This window comes from Arenimonas sp., assembly GCF_044353605.1.
Lineage (GTDB): Bacteria > Pseudomonadota > Gammaproteobacteria > Xanthomonadales > Xanthomonadaceae > Arenimonas.
The window spans coordinates 22,514-48,442 of record NZ_JBILBO010000003.1; the positions used below are offsets into that span (position 1 = coordinate 22,514).

Genomic DNA, 25,929 nt, shown 5'->3' on the forward strand with positions numbered 1-25,929 from the left:
CATCCACGAGACCGCCATGATCGAAATCATCCAGCACGGCAATATCCATGAAATCAAACTGGCACGCCCGCCGGTGAATGCCCTGAATTTCGTACTGCTTGACGCACTGACGGATGCGGTTCAGTCCGCTCCCGGAAACGGCGCCACCGGCATAGTGCTCAGCGGTGGTGCCAAAGTGTTCTCCGGAGGACTGGATGTGCCCTATCTGCTGGGTTGTGATGAAGACGGTCTGCGCGCCTGTTGGTCACGCTTCTTCGATGCCGCACGCGCCTTGGCGAAATCCCCGATTCCGGTGGCCGCTGCCATTTCCGGGCACAACCCGGCCGGCGGTTGCGTTCTTGCGCTGTGCTGCGATTACCGTGTCATGGCCGAAGGCCCGTTCCGCATCGGCCTGAATGAAACCCAAGTGGGCCTAGCGGTTCCCGAAGCCATCCAATACCTGATGCGCCGTATCGTCGGCGCGCACCGCGCTGAGCGGTTGATTGTGGCCGGTGCCATGATTGAATCGGCACAGGCACATGCGCTCGGCATCATCGATGAACTGGCGCCGCAAGAAGCGGTGGTAGAAACCGCATTAACTTGGCTGAAAAGCACTACGGCGCTGCCGCAGGGGCCACAGCGCATTTCGCGCGCGATTGCCCGCGCCGATATCGTTCAGGCGCTTGACGGCTTCGCTGGCAATCAGATGGAACTGTTCCTGCAGGGCTGGTATTCGGAGGAAACCCAGCGCGTATTGCAGGGTCTTTTCCCGAAAAAATAAGGTCTTGATGTAATCAGTCGCCGACAGCCACTGGATTGCTGTCCTCAGCAATCCAACCGCTCCAACTCGGCGCGAAAAGGCGCCAATGATCCAATCCTGCATGGCTCAAGGCCAGGGCGTTGTGGCAAGCGGTGACGCCGGAGCCGCAGCTGAGCAGCATTTCCTTGCGACCATCAGCCAGAGCTTCGAACTCTGCACGCAAGGTATCGGGAGACTTGAACAATCCATTTTCAAGATTCAGCGCATAGGGCCGATTGACCGCACCCGGGATGTGCCCGGCTTTCCGGTCCAGCGGCTCAAGCTCGCCCCGGAAACGCTCCGGTGCACGGGCATCCAGCAACAGCACATCGGAGCCTTGTAGGCGGACTTTCAGTTCATCTTCAGCAATCAGCCGCTGCATACGGAAATGCACCGGATAGTGTGAGGGCTCCGGTTCAGCAAGGACAGATCCGGTGGGAAGATCCAGTGCCAGCCAGGCATTCATGCCGCCGTTCAATACGGTCACGTTTTCATGGCCGGCCAAAACAAACAGGAACCAGGCCCGCGCCGCCGCCATGGCGCCGTCGGCTTGGTCATAAATCACCACCTCATGTTCCGGGCGAATGCCAAGTCGTTCCAGTACCGTTTGCCAATGCGCCGGGGAAGGCAGCGGATGACGGCCAAGATGCGGATCGGTTTTGGGTCCGGACAGGTCGGCATTTAGATCCATGTACTGTGCGCCGCGGATATGGCTGTGCAGGTATTCATTGCGGCCAAGCGCCGCTTCCGCCAGCGAAAACCGGGCATCGAGGATTTTCAGATTCGGTGCGAACAATTTTCCGGAAAGCGCCGGTGCGGAAATCAGGCTCATGACAATGCTCCCAGTCGCGTGCGTAGATTAATCAGCATACTCGCCGTTGCTCCCCAGATCCGGTAATCCTGCCAGCGGAATTCCTTCAGGTTGCGCATTGCACCGCGAAACTCAATCTCGAAGGGATGCTCATTGCCGGCATCAAGAAACAGCGACAAGGGCGCTTCGAACAGCTCGGCGACTTCCACACCATCGGGCTCAGCACGGTAATCGGGATCAACAATCGCCACAGCTGGAAACACCCGGTAACCGGTGATGGTCACCAGCGGGTCGAGATAACCGAGCAGTCGCACATAGTCCGCCTCCAGCCCGATTTCTTCATGCGCTTCGCGCAAGGCGGCTTCGAACGGGTTGGCGTCTGCGGTTTCGATACGACCACCGGGAAAGCTGATCTGCCCAGGATGGTGGCGAAGATGCGGGGAGCGTTTGGTCAATAACACTTGAAGGCCATCCGCGCGAGGCACCAGACCGCACAGCACCGAAGCCGGTGCAAAGGCCTCGGCTTCCGGAAGAAAGGATTCCAGCTCGGCCAGATTATGCGGTACCGCCTGCAGGACAGCGGATTCGCTCAAGAGCGCACGCTGCACCTGCTGCCATAATGCCTGGGGCATTTCAGGATTCGCTTTCGCGCTGCGGCAGCACGGTTTCCATCAGGTATTCGCGCTGCTCCGGGCTGTAAGAAAGCCAGTTCCCGATTTCGCCAAGACTGCGGAAACAGCCTTCACAGAAGCCGTTGTCATTGATGGTACAGATGCCCACACAGGGGCTGAGGACAGGTTGAGCCATAACCGTAAAGCCCCGGCGAACCGGGGCTTTTTCATCACTTGACGGAGATCAGTTTGATGTCCAGCAAAATGGCCTGATTCGGACCCGGGCCGCCACGGACAGAATCCACGCCGCTACCCCATGCTTTTTCCGGCGGCAACAGAACCTGCCAGCGGGCACCATTCGGCATCTGCTGCATGATTTCCTGCATGCCCGGCAACTTGACCACATCGCTCAGCTTGCCGGAAACCGGCTTGACGTCAGCAAAGGTGCTGACGAAGGGCTGACCGGTTGTGGCCAGCGCACCCGAGAAATTGAATTCCACGGTGCTGTTGAGGTTCGGCCGAGCACCGGCACCGGCTTCAACCACTTTGTACTGGATGCCGCTCGGCAGGGTGACAACGCCCGGCTTGGTTTTGTTGGAGGCAATCACGGCATCCGACTTCAACTTGTTCTCGCGCGCTGCGGTATCGAAGCGGGATTTGGCTTCAGCTTCGCGTTGCTTCTGGTAAGCGACCATGGTGGCTTCCAGTTTTTCCGGAGCGATGGTCGGCGGACGCTTGGCATAGCCGTCTTGAATGGCGCGGTTGATGGCGGTGACATCCAGACCCGGAGCTTGATCGGCCATATTGCGGCCGAAATCATAACCGAGGGCGTAAGCCAAAGCGGCTTTATCGACCGGACCACTGGCAACCGGAGTTGCGGGCTTGGCGGCAGGAGCGGTTTGCGCCAAAGCGGCGGTGGCCAGCGTGGAGGCCAGAACGGCCGACAGCAATTGCAACTTCATAGTCTCTCCAGAGTGAAAAAAAGAGCAAAAATGCTCCCGACAGGTTGATAGAATACCCATTCACCGGCCCTTCGGCTAGTGATGGCCACAGTCGATTCGACCGCCAGCCGCCCGCATTAGTTCCAACTGACGGATGCCCTTGCCATGAATATCGCTAACCTGTTGATTGAATTGAAAGACAATGTCGCCTGGGTCCGTATCAACCGTCCGGACAAACTGAATGCATTGAATCGGGAAACCCTCCTCGAGTTGCACAGTGCCTTCCAAAGCCTCTCAATCCATCCGCAAGTGCGCATAATCGTGCTGACCGGATCAGGGCCCAAGGCCTTTGTGGCCGGCGCCGACATCGCCGAAATGAACGGCCTGAGCGCCATCGAAGCCCGTGATTTTTCCAAGCTCGGCCAGAATCTGATGCTGTCCATCGAACAATGCGGAAAGCCCGTCATCGCCATGATCAATGGCTTCGCGCTCGGCGGCGGACTCGAACTTGCCATGGCCTGCGCCATCCGTGTTGCCGCCAGCACCGCCAAGCTGGGCCAGCCGGAAGTGAATCTCGGATTGATTCCAGGCTTCGGCGGCAGCCAACGCCTGGTCCGTTTGTGCGGCAAAGCAATTGCACTGGATCTGTGCCTGAGCGGCCAACCGATTGACGCCGCTCGCGCGCTTGCGGTGAATCTGGTGACCCGCGTGCATGCCCCGGAGGCACTGGAAGAAGAGACCGAGAAACTGGCGACGCACATCGCTTCGCTGGCACCGCTGGCGCTGCGTGGCGTTTTGGACTGCATCCGTTACGGCGCCGAAGCCACCCTGGATGTCGGTTTGGATTACGAAAGCCAGATGTTCGGATTGATGTTCGCCACCGAAGACATGCGTACCGGAACGGATGCCTTCCTGAAACGGCAACCGGCCGTTTTCGCGGGCAAGTGATGACACAGGCCGATGCCCTCGCCCGGGCCAAGGCGCTTCTGGGTGAAGCGCGACTGGCGCGATCGGTCTTGCTGAAAGTACGCCATGAACGGCGCGCTGCAAGGCTGGAGCGCATCGCCCATGAAACCGCCTTCAAACGGCAACAGGCCTTGGCGGATCCGTTGGCACGTGCACTGGCGCGCGCGCAAGCACTGGTGGACAAAGGCGACGATGCATGAAAATGACCGACCGCACCGAATTCTTCAGCCGTCTGCGCGAGCTCAATCCGCACCCGAAGACCGAGCTTCTCTATACCAGTGAATTCGAATTGCTGATTGCGGTGATGCTGTCGGCACAGTCCACCGATGTCGGCGTGAACAAAGTGACGCGCCGGCTGTATCCCGTAGCCAATACGCCACAGGCGATACTGAAGCTCGGTCTGCCGGCTCTGCGCAAGGCCATCAGCACACTCGGTCTGTTCAATGCCAAGGCCGCTAATGTCTATGAGACCTGCCGGCTGCTGATCGAACGCCAAGACGGCATGGTTCCGCGTGAGCGCGAGGCGCTTGAAGCCCTGCCCGGCGTCGGCCGGAAAACCGCGAATGTGGTTCTGAACACCGCCTTCGGCGAACCTACCATGGCGGTCGACACCCATATCTTCCGTGTTGCCAACCGGACCGGACTGGCGCCGGGAAAAACCGTGCGCCAGGTGGAAGACAAACTGCTCAAGGCCGTGCCCAAAGAATTTCTGGTGGATGCACATCACTGGCTGATCCTGCACGGGCGCTATGTGTGCAAGGCACGTAAACCGGACTGCACGAACTGCGTGGTGCGCAGTTTATGCAGCTTCAAGCAAAAAACCGTTTAAGCGGCATTCTTTCCGGAGATTTCGTCCGGTCGGCCGAAATAGCGTGCGAATTTGTGGGGTTTCATGCGCCCGATTTCCAATTCCATCAATCCGTCAATCGTATTGTTGAAATCGGGATCAACACCAAAAGCAAGGAATCTGACACCGTCGGGTTCGCAAAGCTCCATATACTGCTTGTAGAGCGTTGGGATTTTGACACCCATGCCCGAAAGCGCTTCTTTCATCGACTTGAAGGCCTCTTCACGGCTGAGCGGGCTGGTTTTTTCCTGCAGAGGCTGGAATGGGCGGCGTGCCGTTGCCGAATCCTTCTGACATCCGTGGTATTGGCGATAATAGGCAATCAGACACTCCCGCGCGGCAATCGGCATGTCGGCACTGATCGAAACCGGACCGAACAGATACTGAACCTCCGGTCGACGCGCCAGACATGCGCCAATGCCATGCCATAAATTATCAAGACTGCGGCTGTTCCAGTATTTCGGCACCACGAAACTGCGGCCGAGCTCCGCACCCTTTACCAGCCGTGACAGGGTTTCACAGGAATACCTGAAAAGACTGGCACTGTAAAATCCGTCAATGCCGTGATCCGCATAAACCTGATCACCGAACGCAATACGGTAGGCACCGACGATTTCGAGGTCATCCGGACTCCAGAGCAGGATGTGTTCATACCAGGTGTCGTAGCGGTCGATGTCGAGCCGTCTTCCGGTGCCCTCGCCGACCGATCGGAAAGTGAGCTCTCTCAGACGGCCCAGTTCCGACAACAACGGCGATCCGGAAAGGATGCGTCCCGAATAAATGTGTTTTCCATCGGGAGTACTGCCCAGAAGCTCCATGCGTTTCAGCTCGGATTTAACAAGGCGCGGATCCACAGGAGATATCAATGGCTCCGGCCCGGCGATGCGTGAATGACGTCGGGTGCCGATGGCATACAGGCTTTGCCGTATAGCAGCCAAACTTGGTTTCGGCGGCGATGCGGCACTTACCTGATGCGGTTGGCCTATCCGCATTTCAATGCGCGTGCTGCGCCGCGCGGTGATTTCACGTGGCAGCATCAGGGTTCCCAGAGGCTTGTAAATTGCCGACAGACTGTAGAAAAGCGCGGAGTTACGGGCCTTGATTCGGACAGGTACGATGGGGGCATTGTGCTTTGCGGCAAGACGCACGAAGCCGGTATGCCATGGCGTATCTTTGATTCCCGTGGGGCGCAGGCGTGAAACCTCTCCTGCGGGAAAGATGATGACGCACTGCTCGCCCTCCAGGGCCTGATGCACGGCATCCATGCTTGACCGCCGGCGATCGGCCGTAAAAACATCCACAGGAATGAGAAGTTCATCCAGAAGACCGAGCGACGACAGGGCCTCGTTGGCCAGAATACGGACATCCTGACGCACCGTGCCGATGAAATGCAGCAATGCGAGCGCATCGACGACTCCGGCAGGATGGTTGGCGACCACGATGCAACGCCCCGATGCAGGAATATAACTTTTCTCGATGTGATCAACTGCGTAACGGATGTCCAGGTATTCGAGTGCCTGCTCCACCAAAAGCTGTCCTTTCAGATGGCCATGATTGGCAAGAAACCGCTCGATTTCATCGAAACGACAGAACTTTCCGTAGCCCCGCATGATGGCAGTACTGATTTTTCCCTTCGGCCCGTTGAACCATTGCGGAAAACGGCGGATGATTTCCTGTTCAATGACTCGCATGCATGGAATTCCCTGTAATTGCACGGTTTGTCGATGGCGCGTAATTCGGGTGCAGATTGCGCAGGAATTGACCGGTCGTGTGTTGCCAGGAAAATTGCTGCGCATGGGCGATGGCGTGTTTCGGATTCAATTCCAATGCAGTCAGGCAGGCCTCCAGCAGATCATTGCGGAGCGCCGCGGCTTCACACCCTGCGAGGACATCCATCGGTCCGGCCACGGGATAGGCCGCTACGGGCAGCCCGGATGCCATGGCCTCCAGAAGTACGAGTCCGAACGTATCAGTCTTGCTGGGGAAAACGAAAACATCCGCCATCCGGTAGATTTCAGCGAGTTCGGCATGGGTCTTCGACCCGAAGAAAATAGCATCCGGATAACGATCGGCAAGGTTTTCCAGCGCAGGACCATCCCCGACCAGCCATTTTTCACCCGGCAGACGCAGCCCCAGAAAGTCCTCAAGATTCTTCTCGACGGCGATGCGGCCGACGAAAAGAAACACCGGGTCTGCGCCCTCTTTCTTGTTTCGCGGCGGATCTGAACCGAATACCGACATATCAACGCCCCGGCTCCACTTCACAAGATTTCCGAAACCCTTCGCCTGCAGCTCGCTGATGACGCTGTCGGTGGAGACCATGACCGCCTTTGCAGAGGAATGGAACCAACGCATGGCCGGATAGAAGTGCTTGGCTGGAATGCCGGTTCGGGCCTCGAGATATTCAGGAAACTTGGTGTGATAGGCCGTAGTGAAGTTGAGTCCGTTTTTCAGGGCATAACGCCGTCCGGCGAACCCGAGCGGGCCCTCCGTGGCGATATGGATTGCATCCGGCGAGAATCCGGAAAGGATTGCCTTGACGCGCCGGTATGGCAGCAGCGACAGACGGATTTCGGGATATCCCGGACAGGCCATCGTCGAGAATTCCGTAGGTTCTAACACCAGGACTTCATGGCCTTCGGCGCGCAGACAGCGGACGGTCTGCTCGAGGGTTTTGACCACTCCGTTGATTTGGGGGCTCCAGGCATCGGTGATGATTGCGATCTTCATTCGGTGCTCTCCATGACATGTTCGACATTGACGGATACTTTGGTGATGCGCAGCTGGCGTTCCGGCACGGCGGCGGACGATTTGATTTCGTTCCAATGGACGATTTCCAGACTGCCGTCGAAATGCTCGACCATGGCGGTCAGGCTTTCGACCCAATCCCCGTCGTTGCAGTACAGCACCCCGTCGATCATCTTGATTTCGGCTTTGTGGATGTGCCCGCAGACCACACCGTCACAGCCGCGCCGACGCGTTTCGTGCGCCATCATGGTTTCGAAGCTGCTGATGAAGCTGACCGCATTCTTGACACTGTGCTTCAGATACTGCGACAGCGACCAGTACGGATAGCCAAACCGGGTGCGCAGCCGGTTGAACCAGCGGTTGGCAACCAAGATGACGCTATACAGCCAGTCGCCAAGGTAGGCGAGCCAGCGCGCGTACTGCATCACGCCGTCGAACAGATCGCCGTGAGTGACCCAAAGCCGACGCCCGTCGGCGAGCACATGGATGTCCTCGTGGCGGATGCGGATTCTTCCGAATGACATACCGGCGAACTGGCGCCCGGCTTCATCGTGATTGCCGGGCACATAAATGACGCGACAGCCTTTGCGTGCCTTCTTCAAGAGTTTCTGCAGGACATCGTTGTGTTCCTGCGGCCAGAACCAGGACTTCTTCAGGCGCCATCCGTCGATGATGTCGCCGATCAGATAAATGGTTTCGGCATCGTTATATCGAAGGAAATCGAGGAGATAGTTGGCCTGACAGCCCGGCGTGCCGAGATGTACATCGGAAATAAAAATTGTGCGATATCGGTTCATGCCGCCTTTATGACACGCCTAAATGACGGATTTATTGCAGTTTCGGCAGTTTCCACCAAATGTAAAAATTCGTGTTTCTGTAACATTAATGAAATATTCACGTCCTAAGATGAGCTGGTTTCAAACCACCTTCTAATAAGGATCCCACAATGAAAATCCGTCATTCTCTGCTTTCCGTCGCCGTGCTCGCCGCATTTGCCGGTACCGCTGATGCCCAATACACCATCGATGTCATCGGTGGTTCCGAAGTGACCTTCGAAGGTCTTGTCCAGACCGACTCCTACTGGTACAACGATGATTTCCGCGTTCTCAGCTCCGATGCCGTGGATGGTACGGATAGCGATTTCGGCATGCGTCGCGCCGAGTTGATCCTCAAAGGCAAAGGCCCGGGCATGTGGAACTGGGTCATCGGCTACGACGCCCGCTCCGACAAGTTCCTGGACAACAACATTTCCTATAAATTCAATGGTCAGACCTCCGTCACCGTCGGTCAGTACAAACAACCGAACAGCCTGGAAGAACTGTCCAGCACCAAGAACAACGACTTCATCTCGAAAGCTATGACCACCAACATGCAGGGCATGAGCCGGCGTTTTGGTGTCAAGGTCGATACCGACTACGGCAACTGGGGCGGTACCGTCACCTACTTCGGCAATGAAATCACCAACAATGAAAGCCCCTCGCTGGGCACCGGCCAAGGCTATGGCTTGCGTGGCTACTTCGCTCCGATCAAAACCGACACCAGCATCCTGCACCTCGGCCTGTCCTACATCGATATGGAAGCCCGTGACAGTTTCGACAACGGCACCGCCCGCCTGCGCGTGCGCCCGAACGCCGATGCCTCGGCACAACGTCTGATCGATACCGGCACCTTCAACGATGCCGACCGTCTGAAAACCACCGGTTTCGAAGCCGCTTATGTGGCCGGCCCGCTTAAAATCCAGGCCGAATACATGACCACCAAGGTCAGCCGCGATTTGAATCCCAGCTTCACCGGCGACAGCTGGTATGTCTACGGCGTCTATAACCTGACCGGCGAAGGCTCGGGCTACAGAGGCGGCGTATTCAGCACCCCGCTGCCGAACGATCCGGGCAAGGGCATGTGGCAGCTGGGTCTGCGCTATGACACCGCCGATTTGAATGACGGCAATGTCGATTTCACCAACCCGCTGGCTCCGGTCGTGACCGGTGTCATGGGTGGTGAGGAAAGCAACTGGACCGTGGGCGTCAACTGGTACTGGCGCTCGAACTTCAAGTTCTCGGCCAATTACGTGATGGTTGATTCCAGCAAATACAGCAGCACAATCAAGGACTTCCAGGACGACAATCCGGACATCTTCGAATTCCGCGCCCAACTGTTCTGGTAAGCGGCTGTCATAATCCTGTAACAAATCCACTTCACTATATGCCAAGCCCAATGTGGGCTTGGCTCAGGAGCACACATGTTCAATACCTTGAAAACCTCGATTCTGGCACTGGCGCTGGCTAGCGCCGGCATGGTCGCCAACGCTGCTGAAATCACCGGCGCCGGCGCTTCCTTCGTCTTTCCGGCCATGTCAAAATGGTCCGCCGACTACAATAAAGCCACCAAAAACAAGGTCAACTACCAGTCCATCGGTTCCGGTGGCGGTATTGCCCAGATCAAGGCGGCAACCGTTGATTTCGGATCCTCCGATGCCCCGCTGAAACCCGGCGATCTGGCCGCCTCTGGCCTGGCCCAATTTCCCTCGGTCATGGGCGCCGTGGTGCCGATTGTCAATATTCCCGGTTTGAAGCAGGGCCAAGTGAAACTGACCGGCCCACTCATCGCCGACATCTTCCTCGGCAAAATCACCAACTGGAACGATCCGGCCATTGCCACCGTCAACCCCGGCGTTGCTTTCCCGGCACTGAAGATCACCGTCGTGCATCGCTCGGACGGTTCCGGCACCACCTTCAACTTCGTCAATTACCTGTCGAAGGTGAGTCTGGATTGGCGCAATAAGGTCGGTGAAGGCACGGCCGTGAAGTGGCCGAGCGGCATCGGCGGCAAAGGTAATGAGGGCGTCGCCGCTTACACCAAGCAGATCAAGGGTGCGATCGGTTATGTCGAGCTGTCCTATGCCATCACCAACAAACTGAATTACACCGCCGTGCGCAACCGTTCCGGTAACTTCATCGTGCCCAGCAAGGAATCGATTAAAGCCGCAGCCGCTTCGGCCGAATGGGGCGACGTCAAGGACTTCTCGCTGGTGATTACCGATGCCCCGGGCGCACAGGCCTATCCGATTTCGGCCACCAACTTCATCCTGATGTACAAAACCCCGAAAAACCCGCAGCGCAGCAAAGAGGCGTTGGCCTTCTTCGACTGGGTTTACCAGAACGGCGACGACTCGGCGGAATCCTTGGGCTATGTAGCCCTGCCGGATGAGCTGACCACGCAGATCAAAGCCTACTGGGCCGCCAACATCAAGTAATTGCGTTATCCTATGGCCCGATACCTCCGGTATCGGGCCATTTCTGTATCTGAACCAGTGAGACACCATGACGATTTCGATTAGCCAGCAACGGACTCAACGCGATAGCCGTAACGACCGGTTCTTCAAGGGTGCAGTTACTGTTGCAGGTCTTTTTGTACTAATTTCCTTGTTTGCCGCGGCCGTCATGATGTTCAAAGGCGGCTTCGAGGCGTTCCAGACTTTCGGCTTTTCATTTCTGACGACTCCGAACTGGGATGTGCCGCAAAGCCAATTCGGCGCGTTGGTGCCGGTTTTCGGCACCGTTTACACCTCGCTTATTGCCCTGCTGATTGCAGTCCCTATCAGCTTTGGTATCGCCATCTTCCTGACCGAACTCGCCCCGAGCTGGCTGCGCCTGCCGGTTTCTTCGGCCATCGAGCTGCTGGCCGGCATTCCTTCAATTATTTACGGCATGTGGGGTCTGTTTATTCTGGTGCCGTTTCTGGGTGCACATGTATTTCCCTGGTTTTACGAAAACTTGAGCGAAAAACCCCTGATTGGCGCCCTGTTCCAAGGTCCGCCACTCGGCATCGGCATCGGAACCGCCGGTTTGGTTCTCGCCATTATGATCATCCCGTTCATCGCTTCGGTGATGCGGGAAGTATTCCTGACCGTTCCGACGCAGTTAAAGGAATCGGCCTATGCACTCGGTTCCACCACGACCGAAGTGGTCTGGAACATCGTACTGCCCTATACCCGCTCTGCCGTCATCGGCGGTATTTTCCTCGGCCTTGGCCGGGCGCTCGGCGAAACCATGGCGGTCACCTTCGTGATCGGCAACGCCTACGATCTCGGCCTCGGCCTGATGAATCCGGGAACATCCATCGCTTCTTCCATTGCCAATGAGTTCGGCGAAGCCGTGGATCCCCTGCATAAATCAACCCTGCTGGCACTCGGTTTCGTCCTGTTCATTCTTACCTTCATCGTACTGAGCATTGCGCGCCTGATGCTGCGCAGCCTGAACAAACGGGATGGCAACTGATGTCGAACGTCGAACACATTTACCTCAAGCGTCGCATCATCAATGGCGGAACCATGGTTCTGTCGGGACTTGCCACGATTTTCGGGCTGTTTTTCCTGACATGGATTCTGTGGACCACCCTGACCAAAGGTATTGATGCCATCGGCCTGCATCTGTTCACCCAGATGACTCCGCCACCCGGTGAAGTCAGCGGCGGTATGTTGAATGCCCTGGTCGGCAGTTTCATGTTGTGCCTGTTGGCCATCCTCATGGCTGCCCCCATCGGCATTGCCGCCGGCACCTACCTTGCCGAATACGTCAACCATCACTGGCTGGGCGATACCATCCGCTTCGTCAACGACATCCTGCTGTCGGCACCGTCAATCGTACTCGGCCTGTTCGTGTTCACCATTCTGGTCCAGCCGACAGGCGGCTTTTCGGGCTATGCCGGCGCCATCGCCCTCGGCTTCATCGTATTGCCGGTGGTGGTGCGCACCACCGACGAGATGATCCGTTTGGTGCCGACCCAGATGCGCGAAGCGGCACTGTCTTTGGGCATCCCGCAGTGGAAAGTCAACACACAGATTCTGTATCGCGCCGCCCTGCCGGGAATCCTGACCGGAATCCTGCTGGCCCTGGCGCGCATCAGCGGTGAAACCGCGCCGCTGCTTTTCACCGCACTGAACAACCAGTATTGGAATACGGATATGGCCAAACCGATGGCCAGCGTTCCGGTGGTCATCTTCCAATTCGCCATGAGTCCATTCGAATACTGGAACAAGCTGGCCTGGGCCGGCGCACTCATCGTCACGCTTTTCGTATTGTTCATCTCCATTTTCGCCCGCGTCGTTCTTGCCCGGAATAATAAATATGGCTAATCTGCACCTGTCGGTCCCACATTCGTCAACGATTGAAAGCCAGACTCCCGCCAAGCTGTCGGCCCGTGATCTTGCTTTCTACTACGGCGATTTCAAAGCCATCAAAGAGCTTTCACTGGACGTTCCGGAAAACAAGGTCACGGCGCTGATCGGCCCCTCCGGCTGCGGCAAATCCACGCTGCTGCGGGTGTTCAACCGCATCTATAGCCTTTATCCCAAACAGCGCGCAACCGGAACCGTCATGCTGGATGGCGAAAACATCATTGACCCGAACTACCCGCTGAACAAACTGCGCAGCAAGGTCGGCATGGTATTCCAGAAGCCGGTGCCGTTCCCGATGTCGATCTATGACAACGTCGCCTACGGCATCAGCCACTATGAAAAACTGTCAAAAGCGGAAATGGATGTCCGGGTTGAAAGCGCTTTGCGTGAAGGCGCTCTGTGGGAGGAAGTCAAGGACAAACTCAAGCAGAGTGCACTCGGCCTTTCCGGCGGACAACAACAGCGCTTGTGCATCGCACGCGCCGTGGCGTTGAAGCCGGAAGTCATCCTGTTCGACGAACCGACCTCAGCCCTCGACCCGATCGCAACGGGCAAAATCGAGCAGCTGATTTCCGAACTCAAGCAGCAATTCACCATCCTGATCGTGACGCACAACATGCAGCAGGCCGCACGCGTCTCCGACTATACGGCGTTCATGTATCTCGGCGAGCTGATCGAACACGGCGTGACCGAAACCATTTTCACCAAACCCACCAAGAAACAGACCGAAGATTACATCACCGGCCGTTTCGGCTAAGGATTCCTATGAACACCCATGACCATATCCTGAAAAGCTTCGACTCCGAACTCGACCGCCTGTACGATGAGATCAAACAGATGGGTGAACTGGCCATGGCGCAGCTCAATGCCGCCGTCGATGTACTCAGCCGACGCGACAGCAATGCCGCCGCCCGTGTGGTCGCAAATGATGAAGCCATCGACGCACTGGAAAATACGATCAGTGTCGACGTTCTCAAGCTCTTGGCACTGCGCCAGCCAATGGCGCGCGATCTGCGCGAAGTCTATGCCGCGCTACGCATCTCCTCTGACATCGAACGCATCGGCGACTACGCCTCGAACGTGGCCAAGCGCTCGATCGTCCTCAACAACAGTCCGGCGATACCGGCAACGAGCCGGATCGCGCGCCTGGCCAAAACCGCCAACGCCCTGCTTAGCGATGCCCTGAAGGCCTATGCCGAAAGCGATGCCGAGCTCGCCGCCACGGTCCGTGACGCCGATGCCGATCTCGACGCCATGTACACCAGCTTCTTCCGCGAACTGGTGACCTACATGATGGAAGATCCCCGCACCATCGGCGCCTGCACACACTTGATGTTCATGGCCAAGAACATCGAACGTATCGGCGACCATGCCACCAACATCGCCGAAAACACCTGGTTCGTGGTGCATGGCGACATGCCGGAAGGCGAGCGGAAAAAAGAAGACCGTACCAGCGAGTGATTCCGAGCAGACTTCCCAAAAAGACCCGCTCCGGCGGGTCTTTTCGTTATGGGAACACTGGTATCATGGCTGCATGTCCGTAACGCCACCGAAATTTCCCCTCAATGATCGTTTCCGCGGTTTTTTACCGGTCGTGGTCGACGTTGAAACCGGCGGCTTCGATTGCATGCGTCATGCGCTTCTGGAAATCGCGGCCGCTCCGATCGAATATGACGAGAACGGATTGCTGACCGTCGGTCAGATTTATTCCAGCCATGTGATCCCGTTCGAAGGCTCGGAAATCGATCCGAAATCACTTGAAATCACCGGCATCGACATCTCCCACCCGTTCCGTGACGCCAAGGATGAACGGGCTGCGCTCGACCATATCTTTGCGCCCATACGGCAGGCCGCCAAGCGCAACAACTGCACGCGCGCGATTCTGGTCGGGCACAATGCCTCCTTCGATCTGGGCTTCCTGAATGCGGCCGTGGCGCGGGTCGGCCACAAACGCAATCCGTTCCATCCCTTCAGTACGCTCGATACGGTGACTCTGGCCGCGATGGCCTATGGCCAGACCGTACTGAGCAAGGCGGTCATGGCGGCCGGCATGGACTGGAACAACGATGATGCCCATTCGGCGGTCTATGACACAGAACGGACCGCACAGCTGTTCTGCCAAATCGTCAACGGCTGGGGCAAACCCCTTTAAGCTACAGGCGGCTTACGGTTAACTAGCGACGATGCACGCTCGCATAGCGCCAGGTAGATGCCGTAGATGCTGATAACGCACCAGGCCGCCTCAATAGCGAAGGCCGAAAGATTGGTGTGCTCGTCATAAATCAAGGAGGCCAGAATGGCACCTGCGCCGATCAGATTCAGCAATGGATAGATCACACCATCGCCTCGCATGCGACGCGCCTGAAGTGCCAGATAGGCCAGCAAGGTGAGCCCTACCCCGAGCAGACCGACGATATCGAACCATTGGATGGTCATGATTTCACTCCTTGACGCTGACGGACGGTTTCGAACAATGCAATGCCGGTCGCGACCGACACATTCAGGCTTTCCATTTCACCAGGCATCGGAATTTTAATCAATCCGTCACAGTGCTCGCGGGTCAAACGGCGCATGCCCTCACCCTCGCCGCCCATGACGATGGCGACGTTGCCGGTGAAGTCGGTCTGGTAAATCAATCCAGGCGCTTCGCCGTCCATGCCGTAAACCCACACGCCGGCATCTTTGATGGCACGCAATGTGCGTGCCAGATTGGTCACCGAAATGACCGGGATGCGGTCAGCGGCACCGGCGGAAGTCTTGCGAACAGTGGCATTAAGCGGCGCCGCCTTGTCCTTGGGAATGATGACGGCGGTCACCCCGGCAGCGGCGGCCGAGCGCAGACAGGCGCCGAGATTGTGCGGGTCCTGAACGCCATCCAGAACCAATAGCAGCGCTTTACCAGCAGCGGCTTCGATGAGTCCGGGCAATTCCGATTCTTCGGTCGGTTTGGCCGCTTCATAGCGCGCGATCACGCCCTGATGGCGCAGACCGCCGGCAATGCCCTCCAGCGCCTGATGCGTTACACGGCGCACGGAAATATCCCGGCGGCGGGCATTTTCCTCGATTTCAACGATGCGCGCGTTTTTGCTGCCGGCCTCGACCAGCACTTCGCGCACGTGTTCTATGTCATGCTCGAGCGCCGAAGCGACGGCATTGATTCCCGAAATCCATTGGCTTGTTTTGCTCATCGGCGTTTTTTCCTTGCTGTTTCGTCCATGTTCTGTTTCGCACGGTCGGCATCGGCGAACACCGGTTTGAAATCGATGCGTTTGTCTTCCACGCTGGCCTTCAACACCAGCACCCGGATCGGATCGCCCAATCGGAAGCTCATGCGCTTGCGTTCACCGGTCAGGGTCTTGCGCTGAGGGTCGAAATGCCAGTAGTCATGCGGAAGCTGAGTCACGTGCACCAGACCATTGACCTTGGAATCGGTCAACTCCACGAACAGTCCGAAGCTGGTAACGCCGCTGATGACACCATCGAACTGGGACCCCACATGCTGTTCCATCCATGCGCTGCGATAGCGCTCATCGACTTCCCTTTCGGCCTCGTCCGCGCGGCGCTCGAGCGCGGAACACTGCAGACAGAGCTTGTCCATTTCCTGCGCTGAATAGTTGAAGCCGCCATCACTGGCCGGCAGCAAGGCTTTCTTCAGGGCGCGGTGCAACAGCAGATCGGGATAACGCCGGATTGGCGAGGTGAAATGGCTGTAGGCTTCCAGCGCCAGACCGAAGTGACCTTTGTTGTCCGTACTGTAAACCGCAAGACTTTGCGAACGCAGCAAAACAGTTTCCAGCAGGGCCGCATCCGGCCGCAGACGGACTTTCTTAAGCAGATTGGTGAAATCCTTGGGCTGCACCTTGGCGTAGCTCGGCATACTCAGCGCGAATTCCTTAAGGTATTCCAGCAGGTCGGCATACTTCGATTCCGGCGGCCGATCGTGCACGCGGAACGGCGCATGCGCATGATTGGCCAGCACGGCCTTGCCGGCCTCGACATTGGCGGCAATCATGCATTCCTCAATCAATTTGTGGGCGTCATTACGTGCCAACAGGCCACCCTGGATGACTTCACCCTGGGGATTGAGTTCAAAATGGACTTCACTGGATTCGAATTCAATGGCACCACGGCGGGTACGTGCCTTGGACAGGATGTCGTAAAGCTGGTGCAGACGGGAAATGGCCGGCAGCAGATCGCCCAACATCGCTTTGGTCTCGGCATCGTCTTCGCCGATGACCTTCCAGACTTGGTTGTAGGTCAGTCGGGCATGCGAGTGCATGACAGCTTCGTAGAAGCGGGATTCGCTGACCAGCCCGTCGAATCCGACCTGCATGTCGCAGACGAAACACAGGCGATCGACTTTCGGCTTCAACGAACAGATGCCGTTGGACAGATTCTCGGGAAGCATCGGGACGACAAAACCCGGGAAATACACCGACGTGCCACGTAATACGGCTTCATCATCCAGAGCGGCCCCCGGACGGACGTAATGCGAGACATCGGCGATGGCGACTACAAGACGGAACCCCGCAGGATTGGACTCGCAGTACACGGCATCGTCGAAATCCTTGGCGTCTTCGCCGTCAATGGTCACCAGTGGAAGATGGCGCATATCGACACGTGCGGCGGTTTCGGCTGCGGTCACATCCACCGGTATGGCATTGGCTTCCCGCAGCACCGGTTCCGGGAACTCATGCGGCAGGTTGTGACCATGGATGGCCATTTCGACCACTTTGGTCGCGGTCAAGCGGTCACCCAGCACCACCAAGACCTTGCCGATCGGCGGCCGGCCCGAATCCAGCGGCGATGTGATTTCAGCAACAACCAGCTGTCCGTCTTTGGCTCCGCTTCGATCATCCGGGCCGATCAGGACTTCATGCTGCAGCCGTTTGTCGTCCGGTACCACGGTGGCGATTCCGGTGCGGATATTGAATCGGCCGGTGACCCGTGTGTGGCGGCGCTCAAGCACTTCGGCAATGGCGACATTGCGCCGGCCCCTATGATCGATATTGATGACACTGACCAGCACGCGGTCGCCATGAAAGCATTTCCGCAGTTCGCTGGGATTCAGGAAGCCATCGTCACCGCCGGTTTCGAATTTGACGAACCCAAAGCCGTCCGGATGCGCGGTCACGGTACCTGCCAGCAGATCCAAAGCCGAGGCCGGTGCATAGCCGCCACGCCGGTTCAAAAGCACCTGTCCGTCACGCACCATGGCCTGCAGGCGTCGCTGGAGGGCATCCAGTCGATCTGGCGCATCCAGTTTCAGCGCTTTGGCCAAATCTTCCAGCGGCATCGGGCCCTCGGCATCGCGCAGATACTTCAGCAGGCCTTCGCGGCTGAGGATGGGGTTTTCATATTTCTGCGCCTCGCGGTGAAAGTGCTGATCGCCGGCTGTGCCATAGCGGGCCGATGATGGACCTGACTTCGGCTTGGCGGCCTGCGGTTTCTGTCGGGATTTACCGCCCGGTTTGCCTGGAGCCGCTTGTTTCAGCGTATCCGGCATCCAGGCCGGGAGACTGGACTTTTTCTTGTTTTTCGGGGGTTTTTTCATGCCCTCATCTTACACGCATCGCTCTTAACCTGCCGTTAAGCATCTGATTGGATACGGCAAATGCGTATTTGTTTTGACAAAAATCGGGCGTATGGCTAAAATAGCGGTCTGAACGAAACACCTTGCCCAGGTGGCGGAATTGGTAGACGCACTAGTTTCAGGTACTAGCGGGTAAAACCGTGGAGGTTCGAGTCCTCTCTTGGGCACCAACGCAGACCCTCACTCCGGTGAGGGTTTTTTTTGCCTGAAACGAATGATCGCAGGCTAAAATGATGGATTGACCCGGGACTTCCACATGAGTGAAGACAAGCTTCTTACGCTGGCACAATCCCTCGTGGCATCCGGAGATCTGACCGGCGCTGAGGATGCCCTGGCGGCACGGATTAAAATCCATCCGATACCGGTCGACGCCCTACTGCTTCTCGCCGAAATCCGTTTGCGGCTCGGCAAAACCGAAGATACCCTGGCATTGCTCGCTCCCTATGGTAGCCACCGCCATTGCGCGGATTGGGTCCGCGAATACACCATCGGCGAGCGCATGAATGCGCAGGCCACCTCATGGCTGAACGGCATTCCGAAATCCGGAAGCGTTGACGATCTCATCGATCAGGCTGCCTTGCTGCAGCTTTCGGGAGATGCGCGCTCAGCTGCGGCACTGTGCCGGAAAGTTCTGGACCTTCAGCCGGACAACGTGTTTGCCCTGAACCATCTCGGACGCGCACTTTTCAATACCGGCATGGCCGCAGAAGCGCGCCAGGTATTCGAGAAAGCGACGCATCTGGCACCCTCCTACTCCCAGGCCTGGCACAATCTCGGGCATGTTCTGCGTGCACAGAACGACCTTAAAGGCGCCATTGCGGCTTATGGCAAAGCGCTCGCCATTGCACCTTATTACCAGTCCGCCATGTTGAATATTGCCTTGCTCAAAATGGGACAGGGTGACAATGCCGGTGCTGTGGCACAGCTCTCCGGCCTCCTTGAACTGAACCCCACGCATGCAGAAGCCCTCCTGAATATCGGCATCTGCCATCACATCCTGCGCGAATTCGAACCGGCGAAATCCGCATTCGAAAAATCCATCGCGGCCGATCCTGCTCAACCGCGTGCCCTACGCCACATGGGCGGTTTGCTCCGTGAAATGCAGGACAGCCGGGTAGCAATCGATTTCTACCGGCGCGCCTTGTTGTTAGCTCCGCGCGACGGCGACCTGCGCGCTGAACTGATTTCAACGCTTGAACTGCTGAGCGAACTCGATGAGGCCGAAAAAACGGTTACGGAAGGTTTGGCATTGAATCCGCAGGATGCCGGCATCCTGTTCGAATCCGCAAAACTGCACCGGCGACGCCGGAACCATGAACAGGCATGGCAGATATTGAACGCCATCAAACCCGAACGCCTGCCGCCTCGCCTGCTTCAGAGTTACTACTATGAGCGCGGAACGACGGCCGACCGAATCGACCGCAATGACGAGGCATTTGCCGCGTATGCCAAAGGCAATGAATTGGCATTGACCAGTATCCGCGCCAGGAATACCGACCAGACCGCATTGCCACGACAGATAGAACGCATGAAGAATTGGGTGGAACGTGGCGCACCGGCAGCAGTCATTGGCCCTGATGAGGATCTCGGCGCTGACCTCTGCTTTCTGATCGGGTTTCCACGTTCCGGCACCACGCTGCTGGATGTCATGCTGGATGGACACGACCAGGTTCTTACGCTGGAAGAAAAGCCGACCATTGAACATGTCGCTTTCGCATTGGATCGGCTGCCCGGACATTATCCGGATGCCATGGCATCTCTGACCGTGGCGCAGCTATCCGAGCTTCGCCTGCTCTACCGCAGCAAGATTGCTGGATACCGAAAGCCGGAACACACCCTGGTCATCGACAAAATGCCCATCCGGACCGTCAATGCGGCTTTCATCCATCGGTTATTTCCCGAGGCGCGGTTCATTTTCGCCGAGCGACATCCCTGCGATGTCGTGCTCAGCAATTTCATGCAGCACTACGCAATCAATGAAGCCATGATCCATTTTACCCGACTGGAAACGGCAGTCGACATGTATGACTCTGTCATGCGTCTATGGGCATTGACGGAACAGGAGCTTCCCGGCATTCACGTCCAGCGCGTCCGCTACGAATCGCTGATTACGGATACCGCAGGCATCCTGCGTGATGCCTGCGCCTTCCTGGATCTGCCTTGGCAGGAAGGCATGGATCGGCATCAGGACACCATCGCCCAGCGCACGCAGATCAAGACCAACAGTTACCATCAGGTCGCGGAACCGGTCTACCTACGCTCGAAATTCCGCTGGCTCAACTACAGAAGCCATTTCGAACCGTACATGAAAATCCTTCAGCCGCACATCGACCGCATGGGCTATTGATTCATTCCGCTCCGGTCTCGGGTTCTGAGAACGGGCGCCATCATCATGGCAATCAGCGGGAGTTGGTTATCACTGTAATGCATTCGGCAAACGGCAATGGCAGAGGGGACATGGAACTGCGCAGTCTTTTCATCGATTTCAATGCCTATTTCGCTTCTGTCGAACAGCAGGACCGGCCGGAGCTTCGCGGGCGTCCGATTGCGGTGGCCCCGGTTCTGACGGCGAATGCCTGTTGCATCGCCGCCAGTTATCAAGCCAAGCGCCAGGGGGTCAAGACCGGCACGCTGCTGCGAGAGGCCAAGACCCTGTGTCCAGATATCGAATTCATACAGGCGAGACCGGCTCTGTACGTGTCTTATCATCATCGCTTGCTCGAACTGATTCATGCCTGTATACCAACCGCATTCATCGGATCGATTGACGAAATGGCCTGCGAGCTCATGGGCAGCGAGCGCCGGCGGCCTCGGGCCGAAGCCATCGCTTATGCCATCAAAGCCAAACTCGCGGAAAATGTTCCTGCCATCACCGCCTCGATCGGCATCGCACCCAATCACTTCCTGGCCAAAACCGCAACCGACATGCAGAAACCGGATGGCCTGGTCGTGCTTGAAGCCGGCGATTTGCCGCATGCCCTGCATCGCCTGCAGCTGCGTGAGCTCTGCGGCATCGGCCGCGCCATGGAAAAACGACTGGAGCGGCATGGCATCACCACGGTGGCGCAGCTCTGCGCGGCATCGCCACTGGCCTTGCGGCAGGCCTGGGGCGGCATAGAAGGCGAGCACCTATACCGCAAACTGCGTGGCGAGTGGATGCCGCATGCACCCTCGAACGGTCGCGGCAGCATCAGCCATTCCCATGTGTTGGCGCCGGCAATGCGCAATCTTAACGGCGTGGAAGCGGTACTGAAGAAACTCCTGCAGAAAGCCGCCATGCGCCTGCGTTCGGAGAAACTGGTAGCCGGGCGACTGGAGGTCAAGGTCAAATACCTCGACCGCGACAGCTGGAAGGAAACGGTGTTTTGCAACGATACCGATGACAGCCATGCATTGCTGATGCAACTGAACGAACTGCTGGCGCAGCGGCCTGCCGGCGGTAGACCCTTGACCGTGGCTGTGGCCCTGTCCGACCTGTGCGAGCGGATCGGCACCACGGACGACCTGTTCGCCACGGAGCAGGCCAAAGAGCACGCGCCGCTGAGCGCGCTGATGGACCGCATCAATGACCGCTTCGGTCCGCAGAAGATCAGTTACGCCTCCAGTCAAGCCGCCGCCAAGGAAGCCCCCATGCGCATCGCCTTCAGCCGCATCCCCGATGTGGCGCATGAGGATGAAGACTTCAGTCGGAAATGAACAAAGCAGGCCGAAGCCTGCTTTTCTTGAAAACACTGTAATACTTTGAATCGGTCAGGCGAATGGGTCCTGAAGCACGATATTGGCGTCGCGGTCCGGACCGGTCGAGACGATGGCGATCGGACAGCCGACCAGCTCTTCCAGCGAACGCAGATAGGCGCGTGCGGCCGGCGGCAGTTTGTCCCACTCGGTGATGCCGGCGGTGGATTCGGTCCAGCCCGGGAACTCCAGATAGACCGGTTCGCATTCGTCCCAGCCGGCTTCGTCGAGCGGCGAGTATTCGGTCTGTTTGCCGTGGTATTTGTAGGCGATGCACATCTTCAGGCTCGGCATGCCGTCAAGGATGTCGAGCTTGGTGATGCACAGGCCGGTGATGCCGTTGATGGCAACCGCGCGCTTGAGCGCAACGATATCAATCCAGCCGCAGCGGCGCGGACGGCCGGTGGTGGCTCCGTACTCTGCGCCCTTGTCGCGGATCAGCTGACCGGTTTCATCATTGAGTTCGGTCGGGAACGGACCGCCGCCGACGCGGGTGGCATAGGCCTTGGCAATGCCGAGCACGTAATCGATGGCATCGGCACCGACACCGGTACCGGCGAGCGCTCCACCGATGGTGGTGTTGCTGGACGTCACGTAGGGATAGGTGCCGTGGTCAATATCAAGCAACGAACCCTGTGCTCCTTCGAACAGCACGCGCTTGCCGTGCTTGCGCAGGTCGTGCAGGATGCCGGCGACATCGCTGATCATCGGTTTGATGTATTTGCCGAATTCCACCGCCTCATCAAGCGTGCTCTGGAAATCGATGGCCTCGACGCCGAGATATTGGGTCAGCACGAAATTGTGGTAATCCAGCGCCGCACGCAGTTTTTCCGCCAGCTGCTCCGGATAGGCCAGATCGGCAACGCGTACGCCGCGGCGTGCAACCTTGTCTTCATAGGCCGGACCGATACCGCGGCCGGTGGTGCCGATGGCTTTGCCGCCGGCGGCTTTTTCGCGGGCCTGGTCGAGTGCGATGTGGTAAGGCATGATCAACGGCGTAGCCGGACTGATGCGCAGACGCGAACGTACTTCCACGCCGTTGCCTTCGAGCTCGGCGATTTCCTTTTTGAGCGCTCCCGGGTGCAGGACTACGCCATTGCCGATCAGGCATAGCGCATCATCGCGCAGGATGCCTGAGGGAATCAGGTGCAGTACGGTTTTCTTGCCGGCAATGACCAGCGTGTGTCCGGCGTTGTGACCGCCCTGGAAACGCACCACGGCGCCAATCTGTTGGGTGAGCAAGTCGACAATTTTGCCTTTGCCCTCATCGCCCCATTGTGCTCCCAGTACGACGACCGACTGACCCATGATGCTCGCTCCCGAAATGAATGTTGCAGACGCAGAAAAAGCCGAACGGATGTCGGCTTTGACGTATTATACGCGCTTTGGTTTCGGGGCGGAACGTTAGCGTTTGCCGCCGCCGAAATATTTCAGGAACTCGGAATCCGGGTCCACGACCATGGTCGACTTGCCGTCCGCGAAGCTGGCCTTGTAAGCTTCCAGGCTCCGGTAAAATGCGTAAAAATCAGCATCTTGGCCATAGGCGGCGGCGGAAATACGGGCCACTTCGGCATCACCTTCACCGCGTACTTTCTGGGCTTCGCGCTGGGCATCGGCCAAAATCACTTGGCTTTCGCGTTCGGCCTCGGCACGGATGCGCTCGGACTCTGCAAAACCTTCGGCTCTCAAGGCATTCGCAACTTGCTTGCGTTCGGAACGCATGCGGTCGAGAACTTGATCGCGTATTTTGGCGTCTTTCGGGAAATTGATGCGCTTGATGCGGATATCAACCACCTCGATGCCCAAGGTCGCCGCGCCGAGGTTGATTGGCTTCAGTAAGCGTTGCGCCAACTCGGTACGCTCACCGGAAACCAATTTCTGCAAAGTGAAACTGTTGATGTCGTTACGCAGGGTGTTCTTGATGATCGGCGTGAGTCGCTGGGCGGCCGCTTCTTCATTGCCGCCGCTGGTGGCGCGGTAATAAGCGGTCACATCCTTGATGCGCCATTTCACGAAGAAGTCGACTTCAACGTCTTTCTTCTCGACAGTCAGGTAACGCTCCGGATTGTCATCCAGGGTCAATAGGCGGCGGTCGAACTTGCGGACCTGCTGAACGAATGGCACTTTGAAATGCAGGCCGGGCTTCATGTCGGATCGCACCACCTTACCCAGGTTGAGGACAATGGCGGTTTGGCTTTCATTCACAATGAACATGGATGAAAGCAACAGGATGACGGCAGCAAGGCCACCGAAAATGAGAGTTGTTGGATTACGCATGATCAGGTTCCCTCCCGGCCTTGGCGGACTTCGCCACGACCCACTGAATCCGCAGGCGGTACCTGCGGCGCGACTACGGCCGGAGACGGACGTGATACGCCATCGGCGCTGACCGCGGGTGCGGCGCTACCGGGTGCCGGCAAATAGAAGATATTACCCTTGCCGGAAATGATCTTCGGATTACGGGTCATTACATCCTGCATGGTTTCAAGATAAAGGCGCTTGCGGGTGACTTCCGGTGACTTCCGGTATTCATCGGCCAGCTGGCGGAAGCGCGATGCATCACCGGTGGCCTTGGCGATACTGGCCTGACGGTAACCGTCGGCCTCGGCCTTGATTCGTGAGGCGGTACCACGGGCTTCTGGAACGATTTTGCTGGCATATGCCAGAGCAGCATTTTTGATGGAATCGCTTTGCTGCCCTGCATTGATGGCCTCATTAAACGCATCGCTCACTTCTTCAGGGAAGCGGGCATCAGGCAGAGTGAACTGCGACACTTTGATGCCGGTGCGGTACATGTCGAGCGATTTCTGCAGGTGATCCTTGGCCACGATGGACAGTTGACCACGCTCGAAAAGGGCTGCATCCATGGTGTTGTTTCCGACCACTTCACGGACTGCACTTTCGGCGGCCTGTCGCACCGTTTCCGACCCCTGCTGGCCACCGGCGGCGACAATTTCATCCCGGTAACCGAAAAGATAAAGACGCGGATCGCTGATGGTGTATTGGGCGTTGAACTTGATATCGACGATATTCTCGTCTTTGGTCAGCACGTTGACCGTTTCCTCGACAGTCTGGACCTGCGTGGCATTGACGACAGTCACCGACTCGATTGGCCACGGCAGCTTCAGGTTGGCACCCGGCGTCAGGATGCGGTCGAACTTGCCAAAACGCAGTACAACGCCACGTTCGCGTTCATCAATGAGCTGGAAGCAGTTGAAAACAATCAGTACGGCAAGACCGATTAGTACCGGCTTGATCCAGGAAGGACCGTTTCCGGAGTCGCCGATACCCAATTGGGATTTCAAACGACCGAGAAAATCATCGACCGGGTTGCCGTTACCTTTCGGTTTCCAGGGCTCCTTACCACCGCCCGGTTGGTTCCACGCCATACTGACTCCGTCCTGCTGATTTTGTATTTTATGATATGGGGGCCGTACGGGACGGCTTCAAGGGGCCGACTTATTCGGCTGCATCCGTATCCGCTTCCACTGCATCATCACCACCGGCAGATCCGATGCGTACGTTGCGGGCCGGGACGACGGTTGAGATTGCATGTTTGTAAACCATCTGGCTGACGGTGTTTCGCAGCAGGACGACGAACTGGTCGAAACTTTCGATGGTTCCCTGCAACTTGATGCCATTGACGAGGAAAATCGAAACCGGCACACGTTCGCGGCGCAGGGCGTTCAGGAAGGGATCTTGGAGGGATTGCGATTTAGTCAC

General features: G+C 57.6%; 27 protein-coding genes and 1 tRNA gene. 14 read left to right on the plus strand and 14 right to left on the minus strand.

Features of this window, described 5'->3' with window-relative positions; translation table 11 throughout:
- Positions 1 to 16: 16 nt before the first annotated feature.
- Positions 17 to 760 carry an enoyl-CoA hydratase/isomerase family protein gene (locus ACIQ1A_RS02500; RefSeq protein WP_395769503.1) on the plus strand — a complete coding sequence of 248 codons (744 nt, stop codon included), beginning with the start codon at positions 17 to 19 and terminating at the stop codon, positions 758 to 760.
- Between the two features lie 13 nt (positions 761 to 773).
- Here ACIQ1A_RS02500 and ACIQ1A_RS02505 read toward each other — a convergent pair whose 3' ends face one another.
- The 4 genes from ACIQ1A_RS02505 to ACIQ1A_RS02520 are packed head-to-tail and all read right to left on the minus strand — an operon-like array spanning position 774 to position 3,162.
- Complete coding sequence (locus ACIQ1A_RS02505) at positions 774 to 1,610, minus strand: sulfurtransferase (protein ID WP_395769504.1); 837 nt, start codon at positions 1,608 to 1,610, stop codon at positions 774 to 776.
- Complete coding sequence (locus ACIQ1A_RS02510) at positions 1,607 to 2,221, minus strand: NUDIX hydrolase (RefSeq protein WP_395769505.1); 615 nt, start codon at positions 2,219 to 2,221, stop codon at positions 1,607 to 1,609. Before ACIQ1A_RS02510 ends, ACIQ1A_RS02505 begins: the two co-directional genes overlap by 4 nt.
- A gap of 1 nt (position 2,222) precedes the next feature.
- Entirely contained in the window at positions 2,223 to 2,396 is a 174-nt protein-coding gene (locus ACIQ1A_RS02515) for a DUF1289 domain-containing protein (RefSeq protein WP_395769506.1), read from the minus strand.
- Positions 2,397 to 2,430: 34 nt separating this feature from the next.
- On the minus strand, positions 2,431 to 3,162 hold the full coding sequence (locus ACIQ1A_RS02520) for an FKBP-type peptidyl-prolyl cis-trans isomerase N-terminal domain-containing protein (RefSeq protein ID WP_395769507.1): 732 nt from the start codon (positions 3,160 to 3,162) through the stop codon (positions 2,431 to 2,433).
- A gap of 150 nt (positions 3,163 to 3,312) precedes the next feature.
- Between ACIQ1A_RS02520 and ACIQ1A_RS02525 the strand changes: the two genes are divergently transcribed.
- Genes ACIQ1A_RS02525 through nth form a run of 3 tightly spaced genes read left to right on the plus strand, consistent with a single transcriptional unit; the run spans position 3,313 to position 4,936 of the window.
- On the plus strand, positions 3,313 to 4,089 hold the full coding sequence (locus ACIQ1A_RS02525) for an enoyl-CoA hydratase/isomerase family protein (protein WP_395769668.1): 777 nt from the start codon (positions 3,313 to 3,315) through the stop codon (positions 4,087 to 4,089).
- On the plus strand, positions 4,089 to 4,307 hold the full coding sequence (locus tag ACIQ1A_RS02530; RefSeq protein ID WP_395769508.1) for a hypothetical protein: 219 nt from the start codon (positions 4,089 to 4,091) through the stop codon (positions 4,305 to 4,307). The genes ACIQ1A_RS02525 and ACIQ1A_RS02530 overlap by 1 nt, the downstream gene beginning before the upstream one ends.
- Positions 4,304 to 4,936, plus strand: a complete 633-nt coding sequence (gene nth, locus ACIQ1A_RS02535) for an endonuclease III (protein WP_395769509.1) — start codon at positions 4,304 to 4,306, stop codon at positions 4,934 to 4,936. The genes ACIQ1A_RS02530 and nth overlap by 4 nt, the downstream gene beginning before the upstream one ends.
- Here nth and ACIQ1A_RS02540 read toward each other — a convergent pair.
- The 3 genes from ACIQ1A_RS02540 to ACIQ1A_RS02550 are packed head-to-tail and all read right to left on the minus strand — an operon-like array spanning position 4,933 to position 8,499.
- On the minus strand, positions 4,933 to 6,645 hold the full coding sequence (locus tag ACIQ1A_RS02540; RefSeq protein WP_395769510.1) for a lysophospholipid acyltransferase family protein: 1,713 nt from the start codon (positions 6,643 to 6,645) through the stop codon (positions 4,933 to 4,935). The two genes, nth and ACIQ1A_RS02540, sit on opposite strands and share 4 nt — an antisense overlap.
- Complete coding sequence (locus ACIQ1A_RS02545) at positions 6,632 to 7,684, minus strand: glycosyltransferase family 4 protein (RefSeq protein ID WP_395769511.1); 1,053 nt, start codon at positions 7,682 to 7,684, stop codon at positions 6,632 to 6,634. Before ACIQ1A_RS02545 ends, ACIQ1A_RS02540 begins: the two co-directional genes overlap by 14 nt.
- Positions 7,681 to 8,499, minus strand: coding sequence for a UDP-2,3-diacylglucosamine diphosphatase (locus ACIQ1A_RS02550; RefSeq protein WP_395769512.1), 819 nt, complete (start codon positions 8,497 to 8,499; stop codon positions 7,681 to 7,683). The genes ACIQ1A_RS02545 and ACIQ1A_RS02550 overlap by 4 nt, the downstream gene beginning before the upstream one ends.
- Positions 8,500 to 8,648: 149 nt before the next feature.
- Between ACIQ1A_RS02550 and ACIQ1A_RS02555 the strand changes: the two genes are divergently transcribed.
- From ACIQ1A_RS02555 to rnt, 7 genes are all read left to right on the plus strand, one after another.
- Positions 8,649 to 9,866, plus strand: a complete 1,218-nt coding sequence (locus ACIQ1A_RS02555) for an OprO/OprP family phosphate-selective porin (RefSeq protein ID WP_395769513.1) — start codon at positions 8,649 to 8,651, stop codon at positions 9,864 to 9,866.
- A gap of 75 nt (positions 9,867 to 9,941) precedes the next feature.
- A complete protein-coding gene (gene pstS / locus ACIQ1A_RS02560) occupies positions 9,942 to 10,955 on the plus strand; it encodes a phosphate ABC transporter substrate-binding protein PstS (protein ID WP_395769514.1) in 1,014 nt (337 codons plus the stop codon).
- Positions 10,956 to 11,022: 67 nt separating this feature from the next.
- Positions 11,023 to 11,979 (plus strand): phosphate ABC transporter permease subunit PstC, encoded by a 957-nt coding sequence (pstC, locus tag ACIQ1A_RS02565; RefSeq protein ID WP_395769515.1) that lies wholly within the window; start codon positions 11,023 to 11,025, stop codon positions 11,977 to 11,979.
- On the plus strand, positions 11,979 to 12,836 hold the full coding sequence (pstA, locus tag ACIQ1A_RS02570) for a phosphate ABC transporter permease PstA (RefSeq protein WP_395769516.1): 858 nt from the start codon (positions 11,979 to 11,981) through the stop codon (positions 12,834 to 12,836). Before pstC ends, pstA begins: the two co-directional genes overlap by 1 nt.
- Entirely contained in the window at positions 12,829 to 13,635 is an 807-nt protein-coding gene (gene pstB / locus ACIQ1A_RS02575; RefSeq protein WP_395769517.1) for a phosphate ABC transporter ATP-binding protein PstB, read from the plus strand. Before pstA ends, pstB begins: the two co-directional genes overlap by 8 nt.
- An 8-nt stretch (positions 13,636 to 13,643) precedes the next feature.
- Positions 13,644 to 14,339: a phosphate signaling complex protein PhoU gene (phoU, locus tag ACIQ1A_RS02580; protein ID WP_395769518.1), complete on the plus strand. Its 696-nt coding sequence runs from the start codon at positions 13,644 to 13,646 to the stop codon at positions 14,337 to 14,339.
- Between the two features lie 73 nt (positions 14,340 to 14,412).
- Positions 14,413 to 15,030: a ribonuclease T gene (rnt, locus tag ACIQ1A_RS02585; RefSeq protein ID WP_395769519.1), complete on the plus strand. Its 618-nt coding sequence runs from the start codon at positions 14,413 to 14,415 to the stop codon at positions 15,028 to 15,030.
- Here the strand turns inward: rnt and ACIQ1A_RS02590 are convergent.
- From ACIQ1A_RS02590 to rnr, 3 genes are read right to left on the minus strand one after another with little or no spacing between them, the layout of a single operon-like run.
- Positions 15,027 to 15,314: a hypothetical protein gene (locus tag ACIQ1A_RS02590; protein WP_395769520.1), complete on the minus strand. Its 288-nt coding sequence runs from the start codon at positions 15,312 to 15,314 to the stop codon at positions 15,027 to 15,029. The two genes, rnt and ACIQ1A_RS02590, sit on opposite strands and share 4 nt — an antisense overlap.
- A complete protein-coding gene (gene rlmB / locus ACIQ1A_RS02595; protein WP_395769521.1) occupies positions 15,311 to 16,066 on the minus strand; it encodes a 23S rRNA (guanosine(2251)-2'-O)-methyltransferase RlmB in 756 nt (251 codons plus the stop codon). Before rlmB ends, ACIQ1A_RS02590 begins: the two co-directional genes overlap by 4 nt.
- The gene (gene rnr, locus ACIQ1A_RS02600; RefSeq protein ID WP_395769522.1) at positions 16,063 to 18,432 is read right to left on the minus strand and encodes a ribonuclease R; all 2,370 of its coding nucleotides are present in this window, start codon (positions 18,430 to 18,432) and stop codon (positions 16,063 to 16,065) included. The genes rlmB and rnr overlap by 4 nt, the downstream gene beginning before the upstream one ends.
- A gap of 124 nt (positions 18,433 to 18,556) precedes the next feature.
- On the opposite strand from rnr, the gene ACIQ1A_RS02605 reads away from it, so the two are divergent.
- The 3 genes from ACIQ1A_RS02605 to ACIQ1A_RS02615 all read left to right on the plus strand — a co-directional run bounded on the left by ACIQ1A_RS02605 (position 18,557) and on the right by ACIQ1A_RS02615 (position 22,167).
- A tRNA-Leu gene (locus ACIQ1A_RS02605) sits at positions 18,557 to 18,641 on the plus strand.
- Positions 18,642 to 18,727: 86 nt separating this feature from the next.
- Complete coding sequence (locus tag ACIQ1A_RS02610; RefSeq protein ID WP_395769523.1) at positions 18,728 to 20,818, plus strand: tetratricopeptide repeat-containing sulfotransferase family protein; 2,091 nt, start codon at positions 18,728 to 18,730, stop codon at positions 20,816 to 20,818.
- Between the two features lie 110 nt (positions 20,819 to 20,928).
- Positions 20,929 to 22,167 carry a DNA polymerase thumb domain-containing protein gene (locus tag ACIQ1A_RS02615; RefSeq protein ID WP_395769524.1) on the plus strand — a complete coding sequence of 413 codons (1,239 nt, stop codon included), beginning with the start codon at positions 20,929 to 20,931 and terminating at the stop codon, positions 22,165 to 22,167.
- 54 nt (positions 22,168 to 22,221) lie between these two features.
- Here ACIQ1A_RS02615 and ACIQ1A_RS02620 read toward each other — a convergent pair whose 3' ends face one another.
- From ACIQ1A_RS02620 to hfq, 4 genes are all read right to left on the minus strand, one after another.
- Positions 22,222 to 23,514 carry an adenylosuccinate synthase gene (locus ACIQ1A_RS02620; RefSeq protein WP_395769525.1) on the minus strand — a complete coding sequence of 431 codons (1,293 nt, stop codon included), beginning with the start codon at positions 23,512 to 23,514 and terminating at the stop codon, positions 22,222 to 22,224.
- A 96-nt stretch (positions 23,515 to 23,610) separates the two neighbouring features.
- Positions 23,611 to 24,483, minus strand: a complete 873-nt coding sequence (hflC, locus tag ACIQ1A_RS02625) for a protease modulator HflC (protein ID WP_395769526.1) — start codon at positions 24,481 to 24,483, stop codon at positions 23,611 to 23,613.
- 2 nt (positions 24,484 to 24,485) lie between these two features.
- On the minus strand, positions 24,486 to 25,595 hold the full coding sequence (hflK, locus tag ACIQ1A_RS02630; RefSeq protein WP_395769527.1) for an FtsH protease activity modulator HflK: 1,110 nt from the start codon (positions 25,593 to 25,595) through the stop codon (positions 24,486 to 24,488).
- Positions 25,596 to 25,665: 70 nt separating this feature from the next.
- On the minus strand, positions 25,666 to 25,929 hold the full coding sequence (hfq, locus tag ACIQ1A_RS02635; protein ID WP_395769528.1) for an RNA chaperone Hfq: 264 nt from the start codon (positions 25,927 to 25,929) through the stop codon (positions 25,666 to 25,668).